This is a genomic window from Microbacterium sp. Y356 (assembly GCF_059445355.1).
Genome location: NZ_JCAIUE010000001.1, coordinates 896,434 through 920,937 on the forward strand (window position 1 = coordinate 896,434; position 24,504 = coordinate 920,937).

Sequence of the window (24,504 nt, forward strand, 5' to 3'; positions counted from 1 at the left end):
GTGCACATCCCCGTTGACTTCGCCTGGCTGGAGGCGACGATGCTGGCAGCCGTACGGATCACCGCTTTCCTGGTGATCGCGCCGCCCTTCTCGTACGGCGCCATCCCGGCCAGGGTCAAGGCGATGCTCGCGGTCGGCCTGGCACTGGCTATGGGGTCAACGGTGGCGCCCGGATATCAAAACCTGGAGACCGCGGCGTTCTTCGGCGCACTGACTGTGCAGGTGCTCACCGGGGCGCTGCTGGGCTTCCTCGTGATGCTGTGCTTTTCTGCCGTTCAGGCCGCCGGCAGCCTGATCGACGTGTTCGGCGGTTTCCAGCTCGCGCAGGCGTTCGATCCGGCATCACAGGTCAACGGCGCCCAGTTCACCCGCCTGTTCCACCTCACGGCAATCACGCTGCTGTTCGCCTCCGGCGGCTATCAGCTGATCATCGCCGGACTCGCCCGCAGTTTCGAGGCTGTGCCGGTCAATGGCCTATTCGAGATCGCCGATCCGGCGCGGATCCTCGTCGAAGGCGTCTCACAGATGGTGCTGGCTGCCGTGCAGATCGCCGGCCCCCTTGTGCTGGTCCTGTTTCTCGCCGACGTCGGCCTTGGTCTCATCACGCGCGTCGCGCCCGCACTGAACGCGTTCGCGATGGGCTTCCCGGTGAAGATCCTGCTCACTCTGATGCTCGCAGGACTCGTGTACGTCGCCCTTCCCGGCATCGTCGACGCGCTCTCCTCAACGGCCTTCAAGATGATGCGGGGGGTGAGCGAATGAGCAACAGCGACAGCAGTGAACGCAGCGAGCAGGCCACCGACCGGCACCTGAAGGAAGCCAGGCAGAAGGGACGAATCTCCCGAAGCCAGGATCTGACCGCCTGGCTCGGCATCGGCGCGGCGGCGATCGGAATGCCAGCGACGATCGCGCTGGGGACGTCGGCCGGCACCGAGCAGCTCATCACGATGACCGCGATCGCCAAGGCCCCCAGCACCACCTCAGCGCTCGATGCCCTCGGGCGCGGACTCGCCTCGGTGCTACCCACTCTCGGCGCCATGCTCGCCACGGTCGCCATCGTCACTCTGCTGGGCGCCGCGGTGCAGGGCGGAGTGCACGTGCGCAAACTCTCCGGACGATTCGAGCAGTTCAACATCGTCTCCGGCATCCGCCGGGTATTCGGGATGCAGGCCCTGTGGGAAGGCGTCAAAGCGCTGCTGAAGACCGCGGCCATCGGAATCGCGCTGTGGATCGTGATCTCCGGCCTGATACCGGTGCTGTCCGCCAGCGGAGCACACTCGATCAGCAGGCTCCTCGGCACGGCCGCGGACGGCACTGCTGCGCTGCTGCAGACGGCGATCGTCGTGGGGGTCGCTCTGGCGGCGATCGATGTGTTCGTCGTCATGCGCCGCAACAAGAAGCACACCCGAATGACCAAGCGCGAGGTGCGCGACGAGAGCAAGAGCAGCGAGGGCGATCCTCTGATCCGCCAGCAGCGACGCTCGCGTCAGCTCGCGATGAGCCGGAACCGCATGATCTCCGCCGTCGCCGGCAGCGACGTCGTCCTCGTGAACCCCACGCACGTGGCCGTCGCCCTCCGCTACGAGCCGGGTCGCTCGGCCCCCAAGATCGTCGCGAAGGGCAGCGGCATCATTGCCGATCGCATCCGTGAGAAGGCCGCAGAGGCTGGCGTCCCGATGGTGCGCGACATCCCACTCGCTCGCGCGCTGCACGCCGCGTGCGAGCTCGGCCAGGAGATTCCTGAAGACCTATACAACGCCGTCGCCCGAGTACTGGTGTTCGTCGACACGCTTCGCCGACGCGGATCCGCGCGCGGCATCCATTCCCTTCCCCAGAGGAGGACCGTATGAAGTCCGTGCTGAGCAAGCTGGCGGTGCCGGTAGGCGTCGTCGGCATCATCATGCTGTTGGTGGTTCCGATCCCGCCGCCGCTGCTGGATGTCCTCATCATCCTGAACATCATGTTCGCGCTCGTGATCCTGCTGACGACGATGTTCGTGAAGAAGCCACTGGACTTCTCGGTGTTCCCCTCGCTACTGCTGGTCGGGACGCTGTTCCGACTCGGCCTGAACGTCGCCTCGACACGTCTCGTCCTCGGCGAGGCCTATGCCGGACAGGTGATCGAGGCGTTCGGCGCGATCGCGGTCGGCGGCTCGCTGATCATCGGCGCCGTGGTGTTCCTGATCCTCGTCGTGATCCAGTTCGTCGTCGTCACCAAGGGCGCAGAGCGCGTCGCCGAGGTCGGTGCGCGATTCACCCTGGACGCCATGCCCGGAAAGCAGATGGCGATCGACGCCGATCTCAACGCCGGGCTCATCACCGACGTGCAGGCGCGCGAGCGTCGCGCCGAGGTCGCCGCAGAGGCGGACTTCTATGGCGCGATGGACGGCGCATCGAAGTTCGTCAAGGGTGACGCGATCGCTGGCCTGGTGATCATCATCATCAACCTCATCGGCGGCATCGCGATCGGCATCGTCTCGCACGGGATGTCGATCGAAGAGTCCGTGAGCACGTACAGCCTGCTCACGATCGGAGATGGCCTCGTCACGCAGATCCCCGCACTGCTGATGGCCGTGTCGACCGGCATGATCGTCACCCGCTCTAACGCGGAGAGCGAGATGGGGCAGGAAGCAACCGCCCAGCTCGGCCAGAGTCGCATGGCTCTGAACATCGCGGGCTGCGCGGCCATCGTGATGGCGTTGATCCCGGGGATGCCGGTGCTGCCGTTCGTCGCGATCGGAGCCCTGCTGCTGTTCGCCGGGCAGCGGATCAAAGCCTCGCAGGTGCGGAAGGAGGCGGCGGTGCAGGCGCAGACGCCGACCGCACCAGTATCCGAGAACCCGGAGGAGCTCATCGAGAAGATGCGGGTGCACGCCCTCGAGATCCTGCTGGCCCCGAACATCGTCGATCTGGTCACCGGCGGCCCGGACGACCTGCTCGCACGGGTGAAGACCCTGCGACGCCGGATCGCGCTCGATCTGGGCCTGGTCGTTCCTCCGGTGCGAACGCGTGACAGCATCGAGTTGCCCCTGTCGACGTATGCGATCCGGATCGCCGGCGTGGAGGCCGGACGAGGAACAGCTCCGTCCGGATCCGTGCTCGCGCTCGGTCAGGGGCTGGACACACTGCCCGGTGTGGCAGGAGTGGACCCGGTCTTCGGCCTAGAGGGCAAGTGGATCCCCGCCGAAATGCGGCACAGCGCGGAGCTCGCCGGTGCCACCGTCATCGATCGGGCGAGTGTGATCATCACCCACCTTTCGAGCGTCATCCAGTCCGGGGCCGCACGTCTGCTGAGCCGGGAGGACGTTCGCCAACTCACCGACGCGCTCAAGCAAGTCTCGCCCGCGGCCGTCGAGGAGCTCACCCCCGCGCTGTTGTCGCTGGCCGAGATCCAGCGGGTGCTGCAGGGACTGCTGGCCGAGAGAGTGCCGATCAACGACCTCAGCCGGATCTACGAAGCTCTCGCGCTGCGCGCCAAGGTATCGACCGAACCGGACGGACTGATCGAGGTCGCACGTGCGGCGCTGGGGCCGGCGATCGCCGCGCGCTTCGCGGAAGCCGGCACGCTGCGCGTGATCATGATCAACCCGCTGCTCGAGCAGTCCATGCTGGAGAGCATTCGCACAGGCGAGGAGGGCACCCAGATCGTGTTCGACCCGCAGCGGCTCGAGGCCGTCATCAAATCCGTGAAGCAGGCGGTGGCCGGGGCCGGCGACGGTGGCGAGCCGGTGCTGGTGTGCGCGCCGACGCTGCGTTCTGCCGTCCGCCGACTCGTGTCGGCGCAGACGGACGGGCTGCCGGTGCTGTCGTACACCGAGGCGACGTCCTCGACGCTCACGATCGAGACCATCGGAGTGGTCCGCGACACGGCAGCTCTGCCCGCGCCGGCGGGCGCAGCGGCAGGTGTGGCGATCCCCTTGGGTGCCGGCTCTCATGCCGCGACACAGTAGGCTGATCTGATGCTGGTGTTGACGAGGCGGATCGGCGAGAGCGTGCTGATCGGCGGTGAGATCGAGGTTACGGTTCTCGACGTCAAAGGCGACAGCGTGCGGATCGGCGTTCAGGCGCCGCGCGAGACACGCATACAGCGTTCCGAGATCGTCAAGGCCGTTGGCGAAGAGAACGCCTCAGCGGCCGCAGACTCCGGCGCGGCCGATGTAGCTGAGAGTGCGATCGTCGAAGCGCTCGAGCGCGCAAGATCGACCGCTCCTTAGCCCGCACTCAGCGCTCGCAGCGCCCTCAGCGCTCGATGTGCTCGATCGTCACGACCCGCGGAGCATCAGCATCCAGGTCTTCGTCCGCGACGCCGTCATCGGCGACCCCAACCGGGCGCTCGAGTTCGATATCCCACCAGGAATCCGCGATCGACGACGCCATCTCGCGCCCCCACTCGACCACGACGACCGAGCGCGAGAGATCGACGTCGAGATCGTCGAGCTCTGCCGCCGATCCCAGTCGATAAGCGTCGACGTGCACGAGCGGGGCGCGTCCGACGAGTGAGGGATGCGTCCGGGCGATGACGAAGGTCGGGCTCTGAACGGGTCCGCGCACGCCGAGTCCCTCGGCAAGCCCCCGCGTGAAGGTCGTCTTGCCCGCCCCGAGCGGTCCGGTGAGCACCAGCAGGTCTCCGGCATCCAACTGTTCGCCGATAACGAAGCCCAGCCGCTCCATGTCGTCCGAGGTCGCGATCTCGCGACGTCCGAGGAAAGCCGGATCGACGCTCATGCGCTCCTCCGCGGCACCCGGTTTCCGATGCGCGTGACGATCTCGTAGTTGATGGTGCCTGCCGCATTCGCCCATTCGGTGGCAGACGGGGCGCCCAGAGTCGGGTCTCCGAACAGCACCACCTCATCGCCCACCGCGACGTGGGTGTCGCCGACGTCGACGACGAACTGGTCCATCGCGATGCGGCCCGCCACCGTAAACCGATGGCCGTTGATGACGACAGGACCACGACCGGATGCCTGACGAGGGACGCCGTCGGCATAACCCAGCGGAATCAGAGCGAGGGTCGTGTCGTGGTTCGCGCGATGGTCGTAGCCATACGAGACGCCGGCACCGGCGGGCACGCGTCGCACGCCGGCAACCGCACCGCGCAGAGTCATGGCCGGTCGCAGCCCGAGCTCGGCCGACGAGCGGTCATCAAACGGCGACAGCCCGTAGATCCCGATGCCGATACGCACGGCGTCGAGGCGCGTCTCGGGCAGGTCGATCGCGGCGGCAGTGGCCGCGAGGTGGCGGATCTCAGGGCGAATACCAGCGGATGCTGCGGCATCCACCCCCTCGTTGAACCGGGCGAGCGCTTCACGGTCGTCCTCGGGCGAGGCGTTCGACAAATGGCTGAAGAGACCGACGATGCGCAGGCGTCCAATGCGTTCCAGGCGCGCAGCCTCAGCGAAGATGCGACTCCAGTCGCTCGGCGCGATTCCGTTGCGAGAAAGACCTGTCTCGAGCTTGAGGTGCACGCTGACGGGCTGATTGACGCCAGCTGCAGCCCCGGCGGCTTCCAGCTGGTCGAAGGACGAGATGCCCACCTCAATGCGGTTGGCCGCGGCAAGCTCGAATCGCTGGCCCGGCTCGTGCAACCACGCCATGATCGGAGCGTTGATCCCCTGGCGCCGCAGATCGAGTGCTTCGGCGATCTCGGCAACGCCGAGCCGAGTAGCACCGCCCGAGAGCGCGGCCACGGCAGCCGGCGCAGCGCCGTGACCGTAAGCATTGGCCTTGACGACGGCGATGACCTCGACGCCGGTGAGACGGCGAATGTGCCGGGTGTTGTCGGCGATGGCATCCATCTCGATGGTGGCCTCGCGGAACGGAACGGTCATGCTTCTCCCTCGGCGACGCGCGGTGCTCCTTCGGCGACGACGAAGGCCGTGGCAAGACCCGCATCGTGCGACATGGTCAGGTGCAGGTGCAGGATGCCGCGCTGCTCCACGACGTCGGCGGTTGTGCCCGACAGCCTGAAATATGGTCTGCCGGACTCTTCTGAGGCGATTTCGATCTCAGTCCAGTGCACCCCGTCGGATCCGCCGAGCGCCTTGATCAACGCTTCCTTCGCGGCATAGCGTGCGGCGAGCGAAGGAAGTCTGAGCGTGCGCTCTGACGGTGCGAAAAGTCGCTCCAAGAGCCGCGGGGTTCGGGACACAGTGCGCTCGAACCGCGGAATGTCGACGAGGTCGATGCCGGTCCCGATGATCACGGTTCCAGCCTACTCGGGCCGATCTACTCGACCGTGACGGACTTCGCGAGGTTGCGCGGCTGGTCCACGTCGAGGCCCTTTGCCGTCGCGAGCGCCATGGCGAAGATCTGCAGCGGAACGACCGTGAGAAGCGGCTCGAACATCGCGCCCGCGAGCGGGATCCGGATGACCTCGTCGGCGAACGGCAGCACAGCGGCGTCGCCCTCTTCGGCAATCACGATCACGCGAGCCCCACGCGCACGGATCTCCTGAATGTTCGAGACCACCTTGGAGTGGATCAGCGCCGAGTGACGCGGCGACGGCAGGATCACGAACACCGGCTGGCCCGGCTCGATCAGCGCGATCGGACCGTGCTTGAGCTCACCAGCAGCGAAGCCCTCAGCGTGAATGTATGAGATCTCCTTGAGCTTGAGCGCGCCCTCGAGCGCGATCGGGTAGCCGACGTGACGACCGAGGAACAGCACCGATCGGGTGTCGGCCATCCAGCTCGCCAGCTGCGAGACGTGCTCGTGCTCTTCCGCCAGAACGCGCGCGATCTTCTCGGGCAGCGTGGTGAGTTCTTCGACATCCGTCGAATCGGCGGGAAGCGTCGAACGCACGCGGCCCATGTGCAGGCCGAGCAGCAGCAGCGCGGTGATCTGCGCAGAGAACGCCTTGGTAGATGCGACGGCAACCTCGGGGCCGGCGTGGGTGTAGACCACGGCATCCGACTCGCGAGGAATCGTCGCGCCCTGGGTGTTGCAGATCGACAGGGTGCGCGCACCGCGTTCGCGGGCATACTTGACGGCCATCAGCGTGTCCATGGTCTCGCCAGACTGGCTGATCGAGATGACGAGCGTGTCGTCGCCGATCACCGGGTCGCGATAGCGGAACTCGTGCGCGAGTTCGACGTCGGTGGCGATGCGCGCCCACTGCTCGATCGCGTACTTGCCGACGAGGGCTGCATAGGATGCCGTGCCACACGCCGTGATGATCACACGGTTGATACCGATGAAGAGCTCGTCCAGTCCCTCAAGCTCGGGGATGATGACATGTCCGTCCTGCACGCGGCCGCGGATGGTGTTCGCGACGGCCTCAGGCTGCTCGGAGACTTCCTTCGCCATGAACGAAGACCAGCCACCCTTCTCGGCAGCCGCGGCATCCCACGAGACCTCGAACGGCTCGGCCTCGACCGGGTTGCCTTCGAAGTCGGTGACCGTGACCGTGGAAGGCGTGATCGAGACGATCTGATCCTGGCCGATGGCGAGCGCCTTGCGCGTGTGCTCGACGAAGGCGGCGACGTCGGAGCCGAGGAAGTTCTCCCCTTCGCCGAGGCCGATCACGAGCGGCGAGTTGCGGCGAGCGCCGACGACGAGTCCGGGGTGGTCCTGGTGCATCGCGAGAAGAGTGAAAGCGCCCTCGAGACGGTTCACGACGTTCTGGAACGCGGTCTGCAAGTTGCCGCTCTTGGCGTACTCCTGACCGAGCAGTGCCGCGGCGACCTCGGTGTCGGTCTCGCTGCGGAAGGTGGTGCCGGCGGCGAGCAGTTCCTCGCGCAGCGCGGAGAAGTTCTCGATGATGCCGTTGTGGATGACGGCGAGCTTGTCGTTGTCAGCAAGATGCGGGTGCGCGTTGACGTCGGTGGGCCCACCGTGGGTCGCCCAGCGCGTGTGGCCGATGCCGGTGTTGCCATCGCTGAGCGGGGAGTCGGCGAGCGAGTCGCGCAGCATGTTGAGCTTGCCCGCTTTCTTGCGCATTCCGAGCTCACCGTTGCCGTCGATGATCGCGACTCCAGCGGAGTCATAGCCGCGGTATTCGAGGCGGGCGAGGCCGGCGATAAGGATGTCCTGGCTGGGGCGCGGGCCCACGTATCCGACGATTCCACACATGCGCTCAAGGGTAAGGCCGAAAATTTGCGAGGGTTCTGAACGAAATGCGGATGCGCAACGCCGAGGGGTTGCACATGGCCGCATAACCCGCCACGACACGACAACCAGCGCCACCTCACCCGCCCGACCGGCAACCCCGCAGCGCCGAGGGGTCGCACATGGCCGCACAACCCACCACGACGCGACAACCAGCGCCACCTCACCCGCCGCAGCGACACGTTCCCCCACGTGACCGGCCCTCCCTCTATGGTGAGATCGTGCCGACTTCCTGGAATGTGGCGATCGTCGATGATCATGCCCTGGTCGCGCTCGCTGTCGGCCCGCTGATCGAGAGTGCCGAGGAGCTTTCCTTCGTCGGTGCTGCCGCCACTGTCACTGATCTGCTGTCCCGCCGCATCCCGCTGGACCTGGTCGTCCTCGACCTTCTGCTTCGTGACGGATCGCAGCCGGCCGAGAACATCCAGCGACTGCGGGCGGCGGGCGCAGAGGTGCTGGTGCTAACCTCCGGCGACAACCGGTTCCTGCTGCGGGAGGCCCTGCGCGCCCCGACCCTGGGTGTGGTGCGCAAGTCCGCACCACCAGAGCAGATCCTGCAGGCGATCCGCACCGCCGCATCAGGAGAACCGGCGGTCACCGGCGAGTGGGCGATCACGCTGGACTCGGATCCGGAATTCGCCACCGCCCCTCTGACCGCACGCGAACGAGAGGTGCTGTCGCTGTATGCATCCGGTGTGGGTGCGAAACAGGTCGCCAACGCTCTGCACATCACTGAGAACACCGTGAACGACCACCTCAAACGCATCAAACTGCTGTACCAGCGGCTCGGACGCCCCGCGAACACCAAGGTCGACCTCTACCGGCGGAGCCTCGAAGACGGCTACCTTCCGCCGCCCGCAGAATAGCCGCCCGCAGAATGCCGCCCACCAAATGACCCACCGCAGAATGACACGACTACCCGTGGCCGATACAAACGCAGAGCTGACAGCGACTCGCCTGCTCACCGCAGGGATCGGCACTGTCGCTGCGCTCGCCCTGCTCGGCACCACCGTCGTCGTGCAGCCGACCGCGCTTGACGTTCCCGATCCGTACCGCGGGCTGCTGTTCACTCTCTTCGTGCTCGCCGTGGCATTCGGTGTCGTCGGATCGTTCGCCTCGCTCGCCCTGCTGCGGGTATTGAACGGCACGCTCGCGATCACATACCTGGGCATGCTCTGGATGCTCTGGCCGCTGATGCTCCTGACCGGCGAGAATGTGCGGCAGGGGCAGCTCGTCTGGCTGCTCACCGTGACGTCGCTGCCCGTGCTGTGCGCGGTGATCGCGTGGGGTCCGCGCAGCGGCTGGATCGTGCTGGGAGCGCTCAGCGTGACGCTCCCGGTACTGCGCGCGGCGTTCAACGACACGACGCCGAATGCCGTCGTCAACGACATCCATTCCATCTCGATGGCCGCACTGATGTGTCTGCTCAGCGGCTTGGTGCTGCGAGAGGCACGCGCCGCCGACCGTTCGGCAATCGCCGCTCGTCGCGCGATCGTGCGCCGTTCGCAAGAGCTCGCCCGCCAGACCGCTCGTGTGCGCACCCATGCGTTGGTTCACGATGAGGTGCTCGCCACGCTCGGGTTCGCTGCGCGCGCGACACCGGCGATGGTCGCGCCCCTCGCCGCGCAGGCCGCTCGGGCGCTCGAACTGGTCACGGCACTAGCAACGCCCACTTCGCACAACGAGCCCGTCGCCTCCGCAGCACTGGCCGGGCAGCTGCGAGATCTTGCAGACCGGTTCGACGCCGCGTGCGAGATCCGGGTCACCGCCGACGCTCCCGATATTCCTTCGGATGCCGCGGGTGCGCTGCTCGGAGCCAGTCAGCAGGCGCTCGTGAACAGTGCACAACATGCCGGGGCGGATGCCAGACGAACGGTTCGCGCGCACGCATCAGCAGACGGCATCCGCATCGAGATCGCCGATACCGGCACCGGGTTCGAACCGGAGCGGATCGGCGCAGAGCGCATGGGCATCAGCGTCAGCATCCTTGCGCGCATGCACGCCATCATCGGAGGGGCGGTGTCGATCAGGTCTGCGCCGGGCGAGGGTGCCACCGTGGCGCTGATGTGGAGTCAGGATGCCGGGGCTGCTCCGACGCTCCCGTCCACACCTCGCCGCGCACACGATCCGGCCCTGAGACTTTCCCCCAATGCCGTGCGCGTGGTTGCCGGGCTGCTCGCTGCGCTGCAAGCCGCTGTCGGCATCTTTATGGCGACCACGGTGCAGCCGGCCTGGCCGCAACTGCTGGCCGTTGTCGGCGTGAGCGCCATCTTCTTTCTCGTCGCCCGCGGCCCGCGTGCGCCGTCGTGGCCGATTGTGCTTGTCGTCGCCGCGCTCGCGATCGCGACCAGCGCCGTGGCGTGGCTGCCGGGCCCGCCTCACGAGTTCCGCTATGCCGACGGCTGGTTCGTGGTCAGCCTGACGATCGCGTTGGGGATGCTCGCGCTGAACGGACGACCGGTCGCCGCGCTTGCCATCGCGATGTCGGCGTTCGCGATGCTCGCCGCTGCCGTCGTCCTCGGCGGACATGCCACGCCTCAGCTCGGGTCGATCGCCGGTCGCACGATCGCGATCACCGTGATGGGTCTGCTGATGTCGACCACGATCGCGTCAATGCGCAGACGGGTCGAGCGCAGCCGCACCGCCGAGTTGACGGCATCGGCTGACGCGGCGTGGGCCGAGGCGAATCACGACGAGCTGCAGCGGCGATCCACCGGGCTGCTGCACGACGTGGCACCCGCGCTGCAGCAGATCTCTCTCGGCACACCGCTGGATGCAGCGGAAGCGGCGGACTGCCTTGCCCTGGAGGGCGGGCTCCGCGATGAATACCGCGGCGGCCGCCTGGCGCACGAGCCGGTCACCGGTGCAGCGGCGGCCGCGCGCCGTAGGGGTGTCGACGTGACGCTCGTCGATGACGTCCCGGATCGCGTTCTCGACGAACCCACGCTTCACGCATCCCGCGAATGGATGGCCGCTGCCCTTGATACCGTCTCGAATGGGTCGTTCGTCGGCCGCCTGGTGCCTGCCGACCGCGACTCGATCGCATCCGCCGTCGCCGTCACGGATGAGGGAACGCGAGCCACCCATTTTGGTGGCCGTACCCCTGGGCGCCAGAGCGCCACTACGCCCTAGCATCTAGGCAAAGGCACCGACTACCGGGCCTTAGAAGGAAATCTGCTGTGGTTGATCACATGAGCTGGGGGCGAATCCCCGCACAGTTGCGCGTCGCCGCGCGTCTGTTGCTCGGGGGAATGTGATGGTCGGAATGTTCGTGGGGACGCTCATTCCGGCCGCCGCAGTGGCCCCAGCGGCGTTCAGCATCACCGGCGACGAATCCCGACGTCCACCGACCCCGTGACGCGCGCGGGGGACGATTCTGAGCCCGAGACCGCCGACGTCTCAGTTCTGCGCAGCCTCTGGCAGGGCATCCGTATCGGCATGCTGGGTCTTGCCGTGCTCCTCGCCGGACTCGCGCTCATCATCCCTCTCGTATCGGGGGCGGAGACGTACACGGTCACCGAGACGTCGATGGAACCGGCGATTCCGGTCGGATCGTTGATCGTGGTGCGGCCGACGGATCCGGAAGACCTGCGGATCGGCAACGTCATCACCTTCGAACTCGAATCAGGAAAGCCGCAGGTTGCCACGCACCGCATCGTCGGATTGACCTTCGAGTCCGGTGAGCGCGCGTGCATCACCCGGGGCGATGCGAACGAGAAGGCCGACACCGAACCTGTTTCGACACCTCAGGTGCGCGGTGTGCTGTGGTACTCGATCCCGCTGATCGGCTGGGTCAACGCGGCGCTGCCTCCCGGCATCCGCGCGTGGCTGATTCCCGCGGTCGCCGCCGCACTGATCGGATATGCGTTCTGGGTGTTTGCCGGCTCGGCTAGACGGGCGCGCCGTCGACGACGAGAACTTGGGGATGCCGGTGCGGCCTGAGCCGCGGGACGCGAGCCCGAAATGCGCGCGTGGGTGAGTCTCACACCTTGCGCAGCAGTACGCTCTCGACGTTGTGGTCGATGCCCTTGTTCAACACCAGAGTCGCGCGGTGCTTGGTCGGCATCACGTTCTCGACGAGGTTCGGCATGTTGATGTCGTTCCAGTAGCCGAGGGCCGTGGCGACGGCCTCTTCATCGGTGAGGTGCGCGAACACGTTGAAGTACGACGACGGATTGCTGAACGCGCCCTTGCGCAGCGCCAGGAACCGATCGACGTACCACTTCTCGATGTGCGCGGTGTTCGCGTCGACGAAGATCGAGAAGTCGAACAGGTCGCTGACGGCGACATCGTTCGGCGCGGGCGGCGGCTGCAGCACGTTCAGGCCCTCGACGATCACGACGTCAGGGCGTCTCACGACGACGCGCGCGTCGGGCACGATGTCGTAGCGCATGTGCGAGTAGAACGGAGCGCGCACCTCGGGCGCCCCTGACTTCACCTCGGTGAGGAAATCCAGCAGCGCACGGCGGTCGTACGACTCGGGGAAGCCCTTGCGATCCATGAGTCCGCGTCGCTCGAGTTCGGCGTTCGGGTAGAGAAAGCCGTCTGTGGTAACCAGCTCAACCCGCGGGGTGCCCGGCCACCGGCTCATCAGCTCGCGCAGCAGACGCGCGATCGTCGACTTGCCGACGGCCACCGACCCTGCGACACCGACGACGAACGGCGTGGTGGTGTCGTCCTCGTCGAGAAAAGCGCTGGTGGCCGCACCGAGCCGTTTGGTCGACGACGCGTAGAGGCTGAGCAGCCGGCTCAGCGGCATGTAGACCTCGCGCACCTCGGTGAGGTCGAGGCGGTCACCGATCCCGCGAAGTTCGACGACCTCGGTCTCGCTCAACGGCTGATCCAGGCCCGCAGCCAATCGGGCCCACTCCGCACGTCCGATCTCGCGGTACGGCGACAGGGGCAGTGTGGGGTCAGCGGTGGTCACGATGTCCATCGTAACGGCGCGCGTACGTACGCAGCGCCGATGGATGCCGCATCACGAGGCGAACATCGAAGCTTCAGCGACTGAACCGCACGCTCACCGCACTGGCAGAAGGTGGCGCGGCGGGCCTTCGACGCGTGCGATGGCGATCTTGACCTCGACGAGTTCATCGGCCACCCGATCGATGCGCGCGCCGAGACCACTTTCAACACGGTCAATCAGGATCGTGATCATTTCGACGGACATGGACACCCTTCCATTGTGCCCGAGAACGGGTTCGAGCGGCGGTGTGGTCGAGATTACAGACAGCATCCGCGCTACCGACCCGCGTAGTCTCAACCCGTGCGCTTGGGAATTCTCGACATCGGTTCGAACACTGTCCACCTGTTGGCTGCGGATGCCCGCCCCGGAGGTCGTCCACACGCGACGACCAGCGATCGCACGGTGGTGCGCCTGATGCGTTTTCTCACTCCAGAGGGCGCCATCAGCGAGGAAGGCGTGCTGGCCCTCGAAGCCGCAGTCACTCGTGCCCGCCGGATCGCTGAGACCGAGCGCGTAGAGACTCTGCTCGCGACGGCGACCAGCGCGGTCCGCGATGCTCTCAACGGCGACGACGTCATCGCACGCATCGAGAAGGCGCTCGGGCAGCCGCTGCAGGTGCTGACCGGCGTGCAGGAGGCCGAGCTCACGTTCCTCGCCGTGCGGCGCTGGTTCGGGTGGGATGCCGGACGCATTCTGCTGCTCGATATCGGCGGCGGCTCGTTTGAGTTCGCGGCGGGCGAGGATGAGACGCCAGAGGTCGCCGAATCGGTCCCGCTGGGCGCCGGTCGCATGACCGTGCAGTTCTTGCCGGAGGACCCTCCTGGCGAGGATGCCGTCGAGCTGCTGCGCGCGCATGCCCGCGAGGTTCTCACTCCGGTGGTCGCGAAGCTCAAAGTTCTTCCTGACCCTGACCACATCGTGGGCTCGTCGAAGGCGATCCGCTCGCTCGCGAACCTCGCTGGACGCGAGGTGTCCGGCCTCGGTTTCGACCGGGTCGTGATGTCGCGCTCATCATTGAAGTCGTGGATTCCGCGGCTCGCGCGCATTCCGGCATCCGCTCGTCAGGAACTGCCGGGAATCACACCCGACCGCACCTTCCAGATCGTCGCAGCTGCGGTGTCACTTCACACGGCGATGAAGATGCTCGATCTCGATGAGCTCGAGGTGTCGCCGTGGGCGCTGCGCGAAGGCGTGCTGCTGCGCTACACCGAGTCGCTCAGCTGGGGCGGCGTCGGGATTTAGCAGGGCGGTCCCCCAGCGGCTGGGCCAATGTCCTGCCACGCACTTACTCGCAGCCGACGCCGTCGCCGTCCCGGTCGAGCTTGCGGCTGTAGCCGGGATCCCCGACGTGGATCGGAGCCGCGCCGGCTGCCCGAACGGCCGTGCAGTTCTCGTAGTACACGGATGCGGGCGGCGCAGGCGCAGGAACCTCCGGGGCGGGCGGCGCAGGTGCAGGAACCTCCGGGGCGGGCGCAAACGGCACAGGTTCAGCAGGCACGGGTGCCACGGGCACGGGTTCAGCAGGCACGGGTGCGGGCACCGGCGGCGCCGGAGCGGGCTCAGGTATGACCTCCACAACAGGGGCCACCGCCGCGTACGCCGACGTCACCGCCGGCTCATCCGAGCATCCGTCCAGCAGACCAGCAATGGCGTCATGCTCGGCCTGCGTGACCCACAGCCCGTACGTCGCCTTGACCGACACCTGCCGTGCGACATACTCGCAACGGAAGCTCTTGTTCGCCGGCAGCCATGTGGCGGCATCCCCATCGCCCTTCTGGGCGTTGGCCTTGCCGTCGACTGCGAGCAGGTTCAGCGGGTCATTCGCGAAGGATGCACGCTGATCTACCGTCAGCTGCTGAGCGCCCTTTTGCCACGCGTCGGACAGCGCGACGACGTGATCGATCTGAACCAGCTCAGAGGTTCCCTGGCCGCGCACGAAGTCGATCGTTGTCCCTGTGAAAGGGTCGTCGAGGATGCCGGATATGACCCTGCACGGACCGGAACGGGTGAGGTCGGTCAGCTGTGCCGCCAGCGTGTCGTTGCGGGTGTCGCATCCGTTGCGATCGACGTCGAGCCAACGCTGGCCAAACTCGTCGCGGTCATATCCCGTCTTCGCGGCGCGGCCCTTCACCGGCAGCGTCTCGAGCACCTCAAGCGCGGTGCGCCCGTCGGTCGCTGAGCTGTCGGCAACGGTCATCACGTCGCCGGCGAACGCGACAGGTTCCGGGTCATCCTCGACAGGTGGTGTGACTGAGGGCGTCGGAGTCGAGCTGGGAATCGCCGTCGCGGTGGGCGAAGACACCGCCGTCGGCTCGTCGGGCGTCGGGCCGAGCACCATGGTGCTGAGGTTCCCGGTGATGAGGAACGCGACCGCAGACACCGCGGTGACGATCGTGGCGACCTTGCGATCACGGAAACGTAGCCAGGTCGGCGTGTTCTTCACGAGCGCGACGATGCCGGTGATGAGCACGACCAGCCACAGGGGCGCGAAGATCGGAGCGAGGATCAGTCCGAGGCCAAGGACGGCGATCCCGATCAGGATCCACGCCCAGATCGGCAGCCGGCGCCGTTTCGTGACGAGGGCAGGGACGGATGCCGCAGGCGGCGGGAGCACAGATATCGGCGGCGCAGCGGGTTGCAAGTGCGCTGTCCACGTCGCGCCATCCCACCAGCGCATGCCACCGGTGCGGTCAGCCGAGGGGTCCTGATACCACCCCGCGGGGGGAAGCGATGACATTCCATCTCCTTACAGAGACTTGCAGCCACCGTTGTCGGCTGACACTCATCACGCTAGCCCATCGCACCGTGGTCCCCTGGCCGGGCCCTTCGCCTGTTGTTACGGACGGCCCATCCCGTAGTACCTGAATCCGGCAGCACGCCACGCGGCCGGATCCAGACAGTTACGACCGTCCACGACGATCCGGCCGGTCACGAGACCTGCGACATGTTCCCGAGACATCTCACGACGATATTCGTCCTACTCGGCGACGACCAACACCACCTCGGCGCCGGTGAGTCACGGACGTCATCGCTGTGCGGCTTGAATGCCGCTCCCAGCATGGTGATCTTCCGCCGTTGGGCTGTCGTACTCGCGCTGACGCCCCCTATGCATGAGTACAATCGGGGGAGATAGATGGAGGCAACCGGGGTGCTACTAATCGTCGTTGGCTCAGTGCTGGCGCTCGCGAGTGTGCTCTTCCTTGCGAGAGTTAGCCGCAGGCCGGCGAAGTGGTTGCTGATCTTTCTTACTCTGGTTCTCGTTAGCTTGACTGTGCTTCCCCGCAACATCGTCGTGCTTGGTCCAGAGGACGCCCAACACGCCGGCATCTCAGCATCGGCCCCTCTGATAACGACGTACACAATTGTCATCACGCTCGTAGTTCTCGCACTTGCCGGCCGACGCAAAATGCGGATACCGATTCCACACCGGATCTTCTTAGTCGCCGTACCTTTGATGATCCTCATGGTCTGGGGGAACACGACCGCTCAATGGGCAGGATACGTCCACCTACTAACTGCCGTTCTCGCTTGGGGTGTGGGATACGCACTCTCGACAACCCTCAAGGCGGACGAATCTGGGTCCACCTTCTGGGCGGCCCTCATCACTCTGATCCTGGTTGTCCAACTAGGCGTGGCGCTATTGCAGGTAGCGGGAGTGCCGCTACCTGTGCTCGTGAGTGGCGTGTGGGAGACCGTCAACGAACGAGCGATCGGCACGCTCGCAAACGCGGCGAACCTCTCCAAGATCATTTTCTTTCTGCTCATAATTCTGCTCCCCCTGAGCACGTCTAGCATTCGGAAGACCCGTAGCTGGGCATTTATCGGAATCGTCGCCGCCGTCGCCACCACGGGACTGACGATCAGCAGAGCTAATATGTTCGCCGTGGGAATCATGCTAGTGATTTGGGGCCTCTTCGTTCCGGGGCGTGTAAAAATTAGCCAGCGACTCCTGATCATCGTCGCTCTTGTGGCCGCGATGTGGGCCTTTGCTGGAGAATTCCTAGCCCGATTCATAACCGACGACACTGATCCTCGCGGCGCTTTAATGAATGCGGCCCTCGCTCACCTTCCAGAATATTTTTGGACCGGGCTAGGAGTCAATTCATACGTCCCGGTAGTCGGTGCTGTAGATGCCGCCACTGCTGCTGGCTTCCCGGTGCATAACGCCTTCCTGCTCGTGCTCATTGAGATGGGCCTGATTCTCGCATTGTTGTTCTTTTTGCCCCTCGGGACCCTCACAGCACGGGCATTGGCCGAATCGACACGTGGGCGGCGAGGGAATATCTTCTCCTGGGCCCTTCTCGCCTCGGTACCGGGCCTTCTTGCAATCATGGCCACAGGGTGGGGGGTACTCGGCGGATTTGCACTGCCGTCGCTCTTTCTCATTTTTGGCATCATCGATCAACAGACGCGAAAGCCGACTGCGAATGGTGCGCAGCACGACTTACTCAGTTCCCCACAACAACGCGCAGGCAGCGGCACTCGACCTCAAACATTCTTGGTTTGAGGCACTGCGGCCCCGCTGAGCACCTGACTACAGCTTGGATGAGTATCTGGTCTTCTGAGCGCCATCGGTATTGCGGTTGAGCGCCGCTTCGTCGTCGTCGCGCTTCCAGTGATCAGGAAGCCAGAAACGACAAAGAAGCCATCGACGCCGACCCGACCACCCGGGAACCAGTCGAACCCCGCATGGCAGACGAGGACCGCGAGAACTGCGATCGCGCGGAGGCCATCAATATCAGTGTGAGTATTTGGAGTGTTGAGTATTTGGAGTATCGAGGGCCAGTGATTATTGCGGTCCAGGGCCACCCGATATTGCCGTTGGGGGTCACCGGGTATTGCCGGTGAGCGCCAGCTGTCCGGGTGGCGCTCACCGGCGGGCGGTCAGCTGGTCATGGCGGTGTGTTCGCGCATGTTGGTGTTGCCGGTCTCGATCCAGATCGTGTTGTGGACGATGCGGTCCATGATCGCGTCGGCGTGGACGCCGGAGCCGAGCCTCTGGTGCCAGTCCTTCTTCGCATACTGAGTGCAGAACACCGTCGATGTGGCGTCGTAGACGTAGCGACGCTTGAGCAACACTAGAAGTATGCTGCGAATGGCGTCATCGGGCGGGTCGAGGAGCCACTCATCAATCGTGAGGAGCGTGAACGTCGCATACGTGCAGAGCCGTTTCTCCTTCCCCCAGGCTTGTCCCGTGCCGCAGCCTGGCCTTGACCCCGGTTCATGGACACGGGGTTGTGCGGCTGTTTGTCTCGGTGCGGGGCATCGCGAGCCCGGGCAGATACCCCACCAACACACCCTCCGCCTGCGCGACCGCAATCGGTAGGACGCCAATCGTCACGGGCTGATCCACGACGAAGAGCACCAGACCATGTCGTTTTAGGCTACCAATGACCGCGCAGAGTCGCGCCTCGTCATTCGGGAGCGCCTTGTCATAGAGCACGGCTCCGGCCCGGTCCAGGGCACCGATGAAAACATCGACCTGTTCGTATCGTTCGATTGTCACCTGCTTCTCCGTCCATGAGACGCGGCCTGAACCAGGGCGGTGAGCCTCGGCATCCACGTTACGAAGGACCTCGGCGAAGTACCGGGTCCAGCCCCTATCAGCGATCACTCACTGCCGAACCGGACCCGGTGACAACACCCCCCGGATCATCAACGACTGGGGGCAGCAATCATGCCGGGCCCGGCAGGCCAGCACCCTTCAAGATGACCCTTGAAGGGCTACGAAGAAAGTATCGGGGCGAGCCCCTCCAACGCTCGCGATGCTGTCACTGCCTCCTCCTAAGCCCGAGCGCTGCCGCCAATTCAGCCCGCCATGCATTGGGCATCGGCGCTGCAGCACGGTTCATCGCTTCTCGCACACGGATTCGTAAAGCTCCAGATGGCTCTTCCCGATGCCAGACCAGTCCCGTGCTGACATGTCAGGTGCTGCCAACTCCTCGCGACCTCGCGACGCCCATACAATCGCTGCCTCTAGTTGGACGGGGCTCAACTCGCCGTCGTAGGTGCGTATCCAATTTGAACCGAATTCCTGTAGCAGATTTCGCGCATTGGAACCGTCTGCGGTAAGTACGGGGCGCCCAAGCGAGAGAGCGAGCAGAATTGACCCCGAATTTAGTCCCGCGTATGGCAAGACCACAAGTGGCGATCGCATGATTTCGTCCGAAAGATCACCCTCTGGAACAATTCGCAAGTCAGATGAAATTCGCGTATCTCGATCGGAAGCAGCGGAAACCGCATCACGAAGCTCGGAGTCGACAGGATTACCAACGATTCGCAGCCGCCACGCAACCTTCTCCGGTGCACTTGCAAAGGCATGGAGCAACGTCTCCACCCCTTTGTACGGCCGAATCAATCCAAAATACAGAATACGCTCCGACTCAACCTCCACCTTTCGATTGAGAAGAGCAGAAAACCAGCCACGATAGTGGCCGTGAGGAATATAACGAAATGGTGCTTGCGTCGGCAATTCAGTATCCGGGTTCATAACGATATACGCCGAGGTGACAGAATCTATCTGTTTCGCCAACCAGTTCTGCAACTTCCAGCCCGATTCATGTGCAGCAGAATTATGAATCGTTCGGACAACAGGAAGGTTGCTCAAGCGAATTCGCGTCAGCAACGCCAGCGTCAGGAGAACCTTAGTGAACGCTTTGAATCCATTACTTCCCCCATACAAGTATTCCGGCCAGTGCACATGTAGAACATCGTATGACCCGAAAATGGCCCGCGGCCAACGGAAAGACAGAACTTCTGCGCTGCCCTCCAAGCTTTCAACTAGAAGACGTGTGAATGGATTCGCGTTGCCACTTTGGGTGTCAAAGGTCTGTAGGACGCGAACCATATTAACTCCTATCCCGCGCACGGCGTATCGTTTTCAAGATCAGACGCGCATCATTGCGGTAAGGACGAAATAGAAGCGCTACAGACACAAGCACCCCCTGCGTAGATACCGAGAGCAAAAGATTTAAGAATGGCGGCACGGACGGCTCTATAATCACGGTTGATACCACGAAGGTGAAAAAACTCGCCACGAAAAAAAGCCCTAGAGGTCTCACAGTCACGGAAAGCAGTCGCCGTAGCGAAAGGCCCGCCTTTCGCACGCCAAATATTGAAAGTAATATCCAATTCAGAATCAGTCCAGATACTGCGGCGAAGGCAACAGCGATCGCACCAAACTGCGCGCATATGATGATGACAAGAACCATCGTAGAACGACTGATGAGACCAATCCTCAGCTGGAGAGCCGTCATGTTCCGCACTAGGAATACCCAGTAGTAGACGTATCCGAGGGTTTGAAATATTCCCCCGATGGCCAACACGCGGAAAATAGCTGGGGCCTCCGCCCATTGCTCTCCCAGCATCGTTTCAATAAGGGGCGTGGAAACTGCTCCCGCTGTAAGGAACGCGCCACCAATCGCGTACACCAGGATCAGTTGCGCTCTCTCGACATAGAGACGAAACGTGGCTGAATCTTTAACACGTGCAAGAATTGGGACGGCAACTCTCGTCATAGGGGAAGCTAGTTGTTGGATCGGGACCCGGAACAATTGATAAGCCTGATCATATTGGCCGACGACGGATGGACCCCATACTCGTCCGAGGACCACTGAGTCCACGTTGGAACTGAGGTAGTTTATGACCTGCACACCTCCGGTGTTCACCCCGAAGGTGAGCAGGGCTCTCATGCCGGCGACGCGACGCGGTATTCCTGGCTTCCATTTTGAAAGAGCAAAGAAGCCCAGGAAGAGCATCACTGCGGCAATGATTTGCTGAATCACCAGCGCCCAATAGGTTCCACCGACAATTGCTATTCCGATGCTGGCGACGACGCCCACAACCTGAGCAGCCACCTCGATTATCACGATACTTGTGAAACGAAGTTCTCTGGCGAGTTCGGCTCGGAACATCGCGAGGCCAGCGTTTACTAGATAGATTACCGAGATCGCACGCACCACATCCGCTGCGGGAGGTAGCCCATATAGCCCCGCTATGACGTCTGCAAGCAAAAATACCATCATTGCCGCAATCGCGCCGGCCAGAACATTTAGCCAGAACAAGTTTGACTTCTGCGAACTCGTAATATCCATCGACTGCATTGACGCCATCGAGAGACCGAAGTCGCTAATCAGCATCGCGAGTCCCGAAATCGCCGTCACCATAGCGACCATGCCAAAGTCGGATGGGTCGAGAAGCCGCGCGAGAACCATCGTTGCTGCTAGTTGAAGAACGAATCGAGTCCACGTTCCGCCAAGGGTTACGATAGCGCCGCGTGCGGCGCCACCTGCAAGGCTGCTGCTGGTCACGTCACGCTCCAGTTGTGCTCATTCGACGAACCTGTTGGGCCTTCCGGACTCCACAGGTCGAACGGAAACGCATCGCGAAGCACCCCTGGATCCCAGTCAAGGCCTGTGCTACGGGGAAGCGATCCGAGTCCCTCTTCGAAGGAATTCGCAACGTCCATCACGCGGATATCCCGTCCGGTGCCGGCTACGTAGTCGTCGAACTTGAACACTGGCTCCGCGTGTGAGCGGACGAGTGTTACAGGAACGTTGAACGCTTCCGCCACAATCAAGCCATGTAGCGACGACGTAACAACACGTTCGGCAGTCACAATCGCGCGCAGACAGTGCTCAAGAGGTGAGCGTGGGTTAAGGCAGCTCGATCCAGCCGCCCGAACTAGTCCGGGGTCGACACGGTCATTTAGATTCGGTACGACGATGGTTCCCGATCTCGTCGTCTGAGAGAGCCGCGCGAGATCGGGTCTAAGGGAAGGCAAAAGCAGGGCCGGATCACCGAACACCTCAGGGCACTCGATGCCTCGGCTGAGCAAAAATTCACGCGTGTTTGGCCCGCGCACGGCGCGTACATCTAGGCGCTTGAATTCGTGTTCACCGTCCGAAATTTTCCCGTTGACGCCCGTACCCCAGACCACGTCGTTATCCCTCGCAAAATGCATGATTGACCCGACGGCGAGCAGTCGTCGGTTCCCCGACGTCTTTCGGATTCGATTTCCGACTAGTCGCTGGACGACTATCGGCCCCAACAGGTCCCCGAAGTTGTTGACACGCGGACCCACTCGAACGCGATTAAGAACTGGGACACGCGCAATTGGGGCGCGGGGGTTCCAATGCACGACCGGCACGCCGCCGATCTCCATGGTTGACACCTCGTGTCCTCCTCTCTCTAACGAGCGTCAGGCATCGATAGCCCGCGCGATTGCAGTCGCCACACCACTTGGATCCCAGGTAGCAAGTGCGCTAGTGCGTGCTGGAGAATACACCGCAAGCTCAAGATCAGAGGTCAGTCCAAGCCAGGTTTGTACCGCTTCTACGATGCCCGCTGCACTACCGGGCCGGAAGCGAATCGAGTTCACCATTGGGGTAAGAGCCTCGACCTCAGAGCCGTTCATCGGGTTGTCGGGCACGAGCACGGGCGTTCCGACGCGCAGTGCATCGATCGCCAGGAGGCCCATGTGGTATGGCGAGCACACCAGCGTCGCATCCCGGAAATAGCGGTCGAGCTCGTCGGGGTCGTATATCCAACCGTGGAAGTGAATCCACGACTGCGGGAACGCTTCGCTAAGCGCGGCCCGTGCGTCGCCGTCGCCGATGAGATCGATCTCTAGTTCTGTGTACTGCTCACGAAGCTTGACTGCCGCCCGCAGGAGAACATCGAGTTGCTTGCTGCCGTTGAGTCGCCCGACAAAGAGCAACCGCATTCGGCCCGTCTCTCTGGCCTCACGCGCGGCTTGCTGCGCACGGCGAAGCGATGCTTCGCCGTCGTCATACTTCAGCGCATCGATATTGGAGCGAGTCGCGTTGCGAACCACCGTGATCTTGCGCGGGTCAAGTCCGAGCTGGCCAGCGGCCTCGGCCTCGTTCTGACCGTAGACCAGCACGCCCGTGGCTATGCGATTCATGGCCTCTTGCACCCAGCGCTTGAGCGAACGATCACCGTACCGACCGCACTGCCCCCAGAGGAACACTTTGCGACGCGCCAGCCGTCGAACTGCCAGAATCGCCCACGTGCTCAACGAAAGCGTTGCCGGTCCCAGGATCACCGAATCGTACTTCTTACTCAACGCACGACGGAAGACACCGCGATCCCAGCTGATCGGGCCCAGGCGAACGCTGCGCACGATCTCCAGGCCATCGACATCATCTTCGGACAGGGCCGCGATGTTCGCCCTGGAGTCACTCCCTGCGGCGAACTCGAAGCTCGGTTCGTGAGATTCCGCCAGCGCCTGGAGAATCTCACGGCGGTAGTGCGGAAATGCGAAGTAATAGACGAGGTTGGTCATGAAGTTGGTCCGAGCAGCCCGAGTCGACGATGATGCGACGGCGCGGTCCCGTGGATGAAGTTCAACACGCGCTGAGCAGTGTCGGTGATCTGATAGTCAACGGGCGTCTGCGGCCGAGTACGCTGACCGAGCACGAGCCGCACCGCCGCGAGGACGCGCTCAGGCTCGATCCCGGTGGTGACGATCGCCCCGGTGTCGACCGACTCCGGTCGCTCGATGAAGTCACGCAGTGTGACCGCGGGGAATCCGAGCAGGCTGGACTCTTCACTGATCGTGCCGCTGTCAGACAACACAAGCGTCGATTCAAGCTGAAGCTTGCAGTAGTCGTGGAACCCGAACGGCTGATGGAAGCGCACCCCGTCGCCCTCGTCGATGCCCAATGCCACGAGCCTCTTGCGCGTGCGCGGGTGCGTCGATACGAGGACCGGAAGCTTGTATGCGTCGCTGAGCGCGTGCAGTGCGTCGACTGCGGATTGTAGACGCTCCGGATTGTCGACGTTCTCCTCGCGGTGCAGGCTGACCAGGAAGTACTTCCCTACTTCGAGCTCAGCCCGGGCCACTGCATCGCTGGCATCAATCTGGTCCCGGTTCTGCTCCAGCACCTCGCGCATGGGCGAGCCGGTGAGGAGAATCCTCGAGGGGTGCAGGCCTTCTGCGAGGAGATTGCGCCGGGCGTGCTCGGTGTATACCAAGTTGTAGTCGGCCACATGGTCGACTAGACGACGGTTCGTCTCCTCTGGCACGTTCTCATCGAAGGACCGGTTTCCCGCCTCCATATGGAACACCGGAATCCTCATGCGCTTCGCGATCACCGCGGAGATACAGCTGTTGGTGTCGCCGAGCACGAGGAATGCGTCGGGACGCTCTTCGAGCAGGACTTGCTCGGTCTTCGCGAGAATCGATCCCAACGTCGCTCCCAGTGACGATGTGTCCGCCTCGAGGAAGTGATCGGGCTTGCGCAGACGCAGATCCTCGAAAAAAACCTCATTGAGTTCGTAGTCGTAGTTCTGGCCGGTGTGGACCAGCACTTGATCCGTGTGCTCGTCCAGCAGCTTGATCGTCGCAGAAAGTCGGATGATCTCGGGTCGGGTTCCGACCACGGTCATCACCTTGAGCTTGTCAGCCAT

The 24,504-nt window shown here is 63.9% G+C and carries 23 protein-coding genes and 2 pseudogenes; 9 read left to right on the forward strand and 16 right to left on the reverse strand.

The annotated features are described in order from the left end of the window. Genes AC1C2Q_RS04345 through csrA form a run of 4 tightly spaced genes read left to right on the forward strand, consistent with a single transcriptional unit; the run spans position 1 to position 4,213 of the window. Positions 1 to 762, forward strand: a complete 762-nt coding sequence (locus tag AC1C2Q_RS04345; RefSeq protein WP_495429815.1) for a flagellar biosynthetic protein FliR — start codon at positions 1 to 3, stop codon at positions 760 to 762. Beyond that, the gene (locus AC1C2Q_RS04350; RefSeq protein WP_495449119.1) at positions 759 to 1,850 is read left to right on the forward strand and encodes an EscU/YscU/HrcU family type III secretion system export apparatus switch protein; all 1,092 of its coding nucleotides are present in this window, start codon (positions 759 to 761) and stop codon (positions 1,848 to 1,850) included. Before AC1C2Q_RS04345 ends, AC1C2Q_RS04350 begins: the two co-directional genes overlap by 4 nt. Further along, positions 1,847 to 3,949, forward strand: coding sequence for a flagellar biosynthesis protein FlhA (locus AC1C2Q_RS04355; RefSeq protein WP_495449120.1), 2,103 nt, complete (start codon positions 1,847 to 1,849; stop codon positions 3,947 to 3,949). Before AC1C2Q_RS04350 ends, AC1C2Q_RS04355 begins: the two co-directional genes overlap by 4 nt. Before the next feature lie 9 nt (positions 3,950 to 3,958). Then, a complete protein-coding gene (gene csrA / locus AC1C2Q_RS04360) occupies positions 3,959 to 4,213 on the forward strand; it encodes a carbon storage regulator CsrA (RefSeq protein WP_495449121.1) in 255 nt (84 codons plus the stop codon). 25 nt (positions 4,214 to 4,238) lie between these two features. Here csrA and tsaE read toward each other — a convergent pair whose 3' ends face one another. The 4 genes from tsaE to glmS are packed head-to-tail and all read right to left on the reverse strand — an operon-like array spanning position 4,239 to position 8,069. Further along, positions 4,239 to 4,724, reverse strand: coding sequence for a tRNA (adenosine(37)-N6)-threonylcarbamoyltransferase complex ATPase subunit type 1 TsaE (tsaE, locus tag AC1C2Q_RS04365; protein ID WP_495449122.1), 486 nt, complete (start codon positions 4,722 to 4,724; stop codon positions 4,239 to 4,241). After that, complete coding sequence (alr, locus tag AC1C2Q_RS04370; RefSeq protein WP_495449123.1) at positions 4,721 to 5,827, reverse strand: alanine racemase; 1,107 nt, start codon at positions 5,825 to 5,827, stop codon at positions 4,721 to 4,723. The genes tsaE and alr overlap by 4 nt, the downstream gene beginning before the upstream one ends. After that, positions 5,824 to 6,201 carry a holo-ACP synthase gene (locus AC1C2Q_RS04375; RefSeq protein ID WP_495449124.1) on the reverse strand — a complete coding sequence of 126 codons (378 nt, stop codon included), beginning with the start codon at positions 6,199 to 6,201 and terminating at the stop codon, positions 5,824 to 5,826. The genes alr and AC1C2Q_RS04375 overlap by 4 nt, the downstream gene beginning before the upstream one ends. Before the next feature lie 23 nt (positions 6,202 to 6,224). Next, entirely contained in the window at positions 6,225 to 8,069 is a 1,845-nt protein-coding gene (glmS, locus tag AC1C2Q_RS04380; protein WP_495449125.1) for a glutamine--fructose-6-phosphate transaminase (isomerizing), read from the reverse strand. Positions 8,070 to 8,326: 257 nt separating this feature from the next. On the opposite strand from glmS, the gene AC1C2Q_RS04385 reads away from it, so the two are divergent. The 3 genes from AC1C2Q_RS04385 to AC1C2Q_RS04395 all read left to right on the forward strand — a co-directional run bounded on the left by AC1C2Q_RS04385 (position 8,327) and on the right by AC1C2Q_RS04395 (position 12,047). After that, positions 8,327 to 8,971 (forward strand): LuxR C-terminal-related transcriptional regulator, encoded by a 645-nt coding sequence (locus tag AC1C2Q_RS04385; RefSeq protein ID WP_495429828.1) that lies wholly within the window; start codon positions 8,327 to 8,329, stop codon positions 8,969 to 8,971. Between the two features lie 55 nt (positions 8,972 to 9,026). After that, entirely contained in the window at positions 9,027 to 11,237 is a 2,211-nt protein-coding gene (locus tag AC1C2Q_RS04390) for a sensor histidine kinase (protein WP_495449126.1), read from the forward strand. A 222-nt stretch (positions 11,238 to 11,459) separates the two neighbouring features. After that, positions 11,460 to 12,047, forward strand: coding sequence for a signal peptidase I (locus AC1C2Q_RS04395; RefSeq protein ID WP_495449127.1), 588 nt, complete (start codon positions 11,460 to 11,462; stop codon positions 12,045 to 12,047). Between the two features lie 40 nt (positions 12,048 to 12,087). On the opposite strand, the gene coaA is transcribed toward AC1C2Q_RS04395, so the two are convergent. Both coaA and AC1C2Q_RS04405 read right to left on the reverse strand, forming a co-directional pair. Next, positions 12,088 to 13,041, reverse strand: coding sequence for a type I pantothenate kinase (coaA, locus tag AC1C2Q_RS04400; protein ID WP_495449128.1), 954 nt, complete (start codon positions 13,039 to 13,041; stop codon positions 12,088 to 12,090). A gap of 84 nt (positions 13,042 to 13,125) precedes the next feature. Beyond that, entirely contained in the window at positions 13,126 to 13,281 is a 156-nt protein-coding gene (locus AC1C2Q_RS04405) for a hypothetical protein (RefSeq protein ID WP_495449129.1), read from the reverse strand. Positions 13,282 to 13,371: 90 nt separating this feature from the next. Between AC1C2Q_RS04405 and AC1C2Q_RS04410 the strand changes: the two genes are divergently transcribed. Beyond that, complete coding sequence (locus AC1C2Q_RS04410; RefSeq protein ID WP_495449130.1) at positions 13,372 to 14,313, forward strand: Ppx/GppA phosphatase family protein; 942 nt, start codon at positions 13,372 to 13,374, stop codon at positions 14,311 to 14,313. 43 nt (positions 14,314 to 14,356) lie between these two features. On the opposite strand, the gene AC1C2Q_RS04415 is transcribed toward AC1C2Q_RS04410, so the two are convergent. Both AC1C2Q_RS04415 and AC1C2Q_RS04420 read right to left on the reverse strand, forming a co-directional pair. Next, positions 14,357 to 15,808, reverse strand: a complete 1,452-nt coding sequence (locus AC1C2Q_RS04415) for a GmrSD restriction endonuclease domain-containing protein (protein WP_495449131.1) — start codon at positions 15,806 to 15,808, stop codon at positions 14,357 to 14,359. A gap of 99 nt (positions 15,809 to 15,907) precedes the next feature. Beyond that, positions 15,908 to 16,030, reverse strand: coding sequence for a hypothetical protein (locus AC1C2Q_RS04420; protein WP_495449132.1), 123 nt, complete (start codon positions 16,028 to 16,030; stop codon positions 15,908 to 15,910). 174 nt (positions 16,031 to 16,204) lie between these two features. Between AC1C2Q_RS04420 and AC1C2Q_RS04425 the strand changes: the two genes are divergently transcribed. After that, entirely contained in the window at positions 16,205 to 17,578 is a 1,374-nt protein-coding gene (locus AC1C2Q_RS04425) for an O-antigen ligase family protein (RefSeq protein ID WP_495449133.1), read from the forward strand. Here the strand turns inward: AC1C2Q_RS04425 and AC1C2Q_RS04430 are convergent. From AC1C2Q_RS04430 to wecB, 8 genes and pseudogenes are all read right to left on the reverse strand, one after another. Continuing rightward, complete coding sequence (locus tag AC1C2Q_RS04430) at positions 17,560 to 17,880, reverse strand: acyltransferase family protein (RefSeq protein WP_495449134.1); 321 nt, start codon at positions 17,878 to 17,880, stop codon at positions 17,560 to 17,562. The two genes, AC1C2Q_RS04425 and AC1C2Q_RS04430, sit on opposite strands and share 19 nt — an antisense overlap. Positions 17,881 to 17,955: 75 nt before the next feature. Continuing rightward, positions 17,956 to 18,252: pseudogene (locus AC1C2Q_RS04435) on the reverse strand (ATP-binding protein); the annotation flags it as partial. Between the two features lie 76 nt (positions 18,253 to 18,328). Continuing rightward, a pseudogene (locus tag AC1C2Q_RS04440) lies at positions 18,329 to 18,577 on the reverse strand (IS110 family transposase); the annotation flags it as partial. Between the two features lie 342 nt (positions 18,578 to 18,919). Continuing rightward, entirely contained in the window at positions 18,920 to 19,918 is a 999-nt protein-coding gene (locus AC1C2Q_RS04445) for a glycosyltransferase (RefSeq protein ID WP_495449135.1), read from the reverse strand. 1 nt (position 19,919) lies between these two features. Continuing rightward, positions 19,920 to 21,380, reverse strand: coding sequence for a lipopolysaccharide biosynthesis protein (locus AC1C2Q_RS04450; protein WP_495449136.1), 1,461 nt, complete (start codon positions 21,378 to 21,380; stop codon positions 19,920 to 19,922). After that, entirely contained in the window at positions 21,377 to 22,234 is an 858-nt protein-coding gene (locus tag AC1C2Q_RS04455; protein ID WP_495449137.1) for a polysaccharide pyruvyl transferase family protein, read from the reverse strand. Before AC1C2Q_RS04455 ends, AC1C2Q_RS04450 begins: the two co-directional genes overlap by 4 nt. Positions 22,235 to 22,270: 36 nt before the next feature. Continuing rightward, a complete protein-coding gene (locus tag AC1C2Q_RS04460; RefSeq protein WP_495449138.1) occupies positions 22,271 to 23,377 on the reverse strand; it encodes a glycosyltransferase in 1,107 nt (368 codons plus the stop codon). Further along, a complete protein-coding gene (gene wecB / locus AC1C2Q_RS04465) occupies positions 23,374 to 24,504 on the reverse strand; it encodes a non-hydrolyzing UDP-N-acetylglucosamine 2-epimerase (RefSeq protein ID WP_495449139.1) in 1,131 nt (376 codons plus the stop codon). The genes AC1C2Q_RS04460 and wecB overlap by 4 nt, the downstream gene beginning before the upstream one ends.

Excerpts from the sequence above, each read along its gene's own strand:
- AC1C2Q_RS04350 (WP_495449119.1), top strand. The coding sequence starts at position 759 with ATGAGCAACAGCGACAGCAGTGAACGCAGCGAGCAGGCCACCGACCGG.
- AC1C2Q_RS04355 (WP_495449120.1), top strand. The coding sequence starts at position 1,847 with ATGAAGTCCGTGCTGAGCAAGCTGGCGGTGCCGGTAGGCGTCGTCGGC.
- csrA (WP_495449121.1), top strand. The coding sequence starts at position 3,959 with ATGCTGGTGTTGACGAGGCGGATCGGCGAGAGCGTGCTGATCGGCGGT.
- tsaE (WP_495449122.1), bottom strand. The coding sequence starts at position 4,724 with ATGAGCGTCGATCCGGCTTTCCTCGGACGTCGCGAGATCGCGACCTCG.
- alr (WP_495449123.1), bottom strand. The coding sequence starts at position 5,827 with ATGACCGTTCCGTTCCGCGAGGCCACCATCGAGATGGATGCCATCGCC.
- glmS (WP_495449125.1), bottom strand. The coding sequence starts at position 8,069 with ATGTGTGGAATCGTCGGATACGTGGGCCCGCGCCCCAGCCAGGACATC.
- coaA (WP_495449128.1), bottom strand. The coding sequence starts at position 13,041 with ATGGACATCGTGACCACCGCTGACCCCACACTGCCCCTGTCGCCGTAC.
- AC1C2Q_RS04415 (WP_495449131.1), bottom strand. The coding sequence starts at position 15,808 with ATGTCATCGCTTCCCCCCGCGGGGTGGTATCAGGACCCCTCGGCTGAC.
- AC1C2Q_RS04420 (WP_495449132.1), bottom strand. The coding sequence starts at position 16,030 with ATGTCTCGGGAACATGTCGCAGGTCTCGTGACCGGCCGGATCGTCGTG.
- AC1C2Q_RS04425 (WP_495449133.1), top strand. The coding sequence starts at position 16,205 with ATGGAGGCAACCGGGGTGCTACTAATCGTCGTTGGCTCAGTGCTGGCG.
- AC1C2Q_RS04445 (WP_495449135.1), bottom strand. The coding sequence starts at position 19,918 with ATGGTTCGCGTCCTACAGACCTTTGACACCCAAAGTGGCAACGCGAAT.
- AC1C2Q_RS04455 (WP_495449137.1), bottom strand. The coding sequence starts at position 22,234 with ATGGAGATCGGCGGCGTGCCGGTCGTGCATTGGAACCCCCGCGCCCCA.
- AC1C2Q_RS04460 (WP_495449138.1), bottom strand. The coding sequence starts at position 23,377 with ATGACCAACCTCGTCTATTACTTCGCATTTCCGCACTACCGCCGTGAG.
- wecB (WP_495449139.1), bottom strand. The coding sequence starts at position 24,504 with ATGGCTGACAAGCTCAAGGTGATGACCGTGGTCGGAACCCGACCCGAG.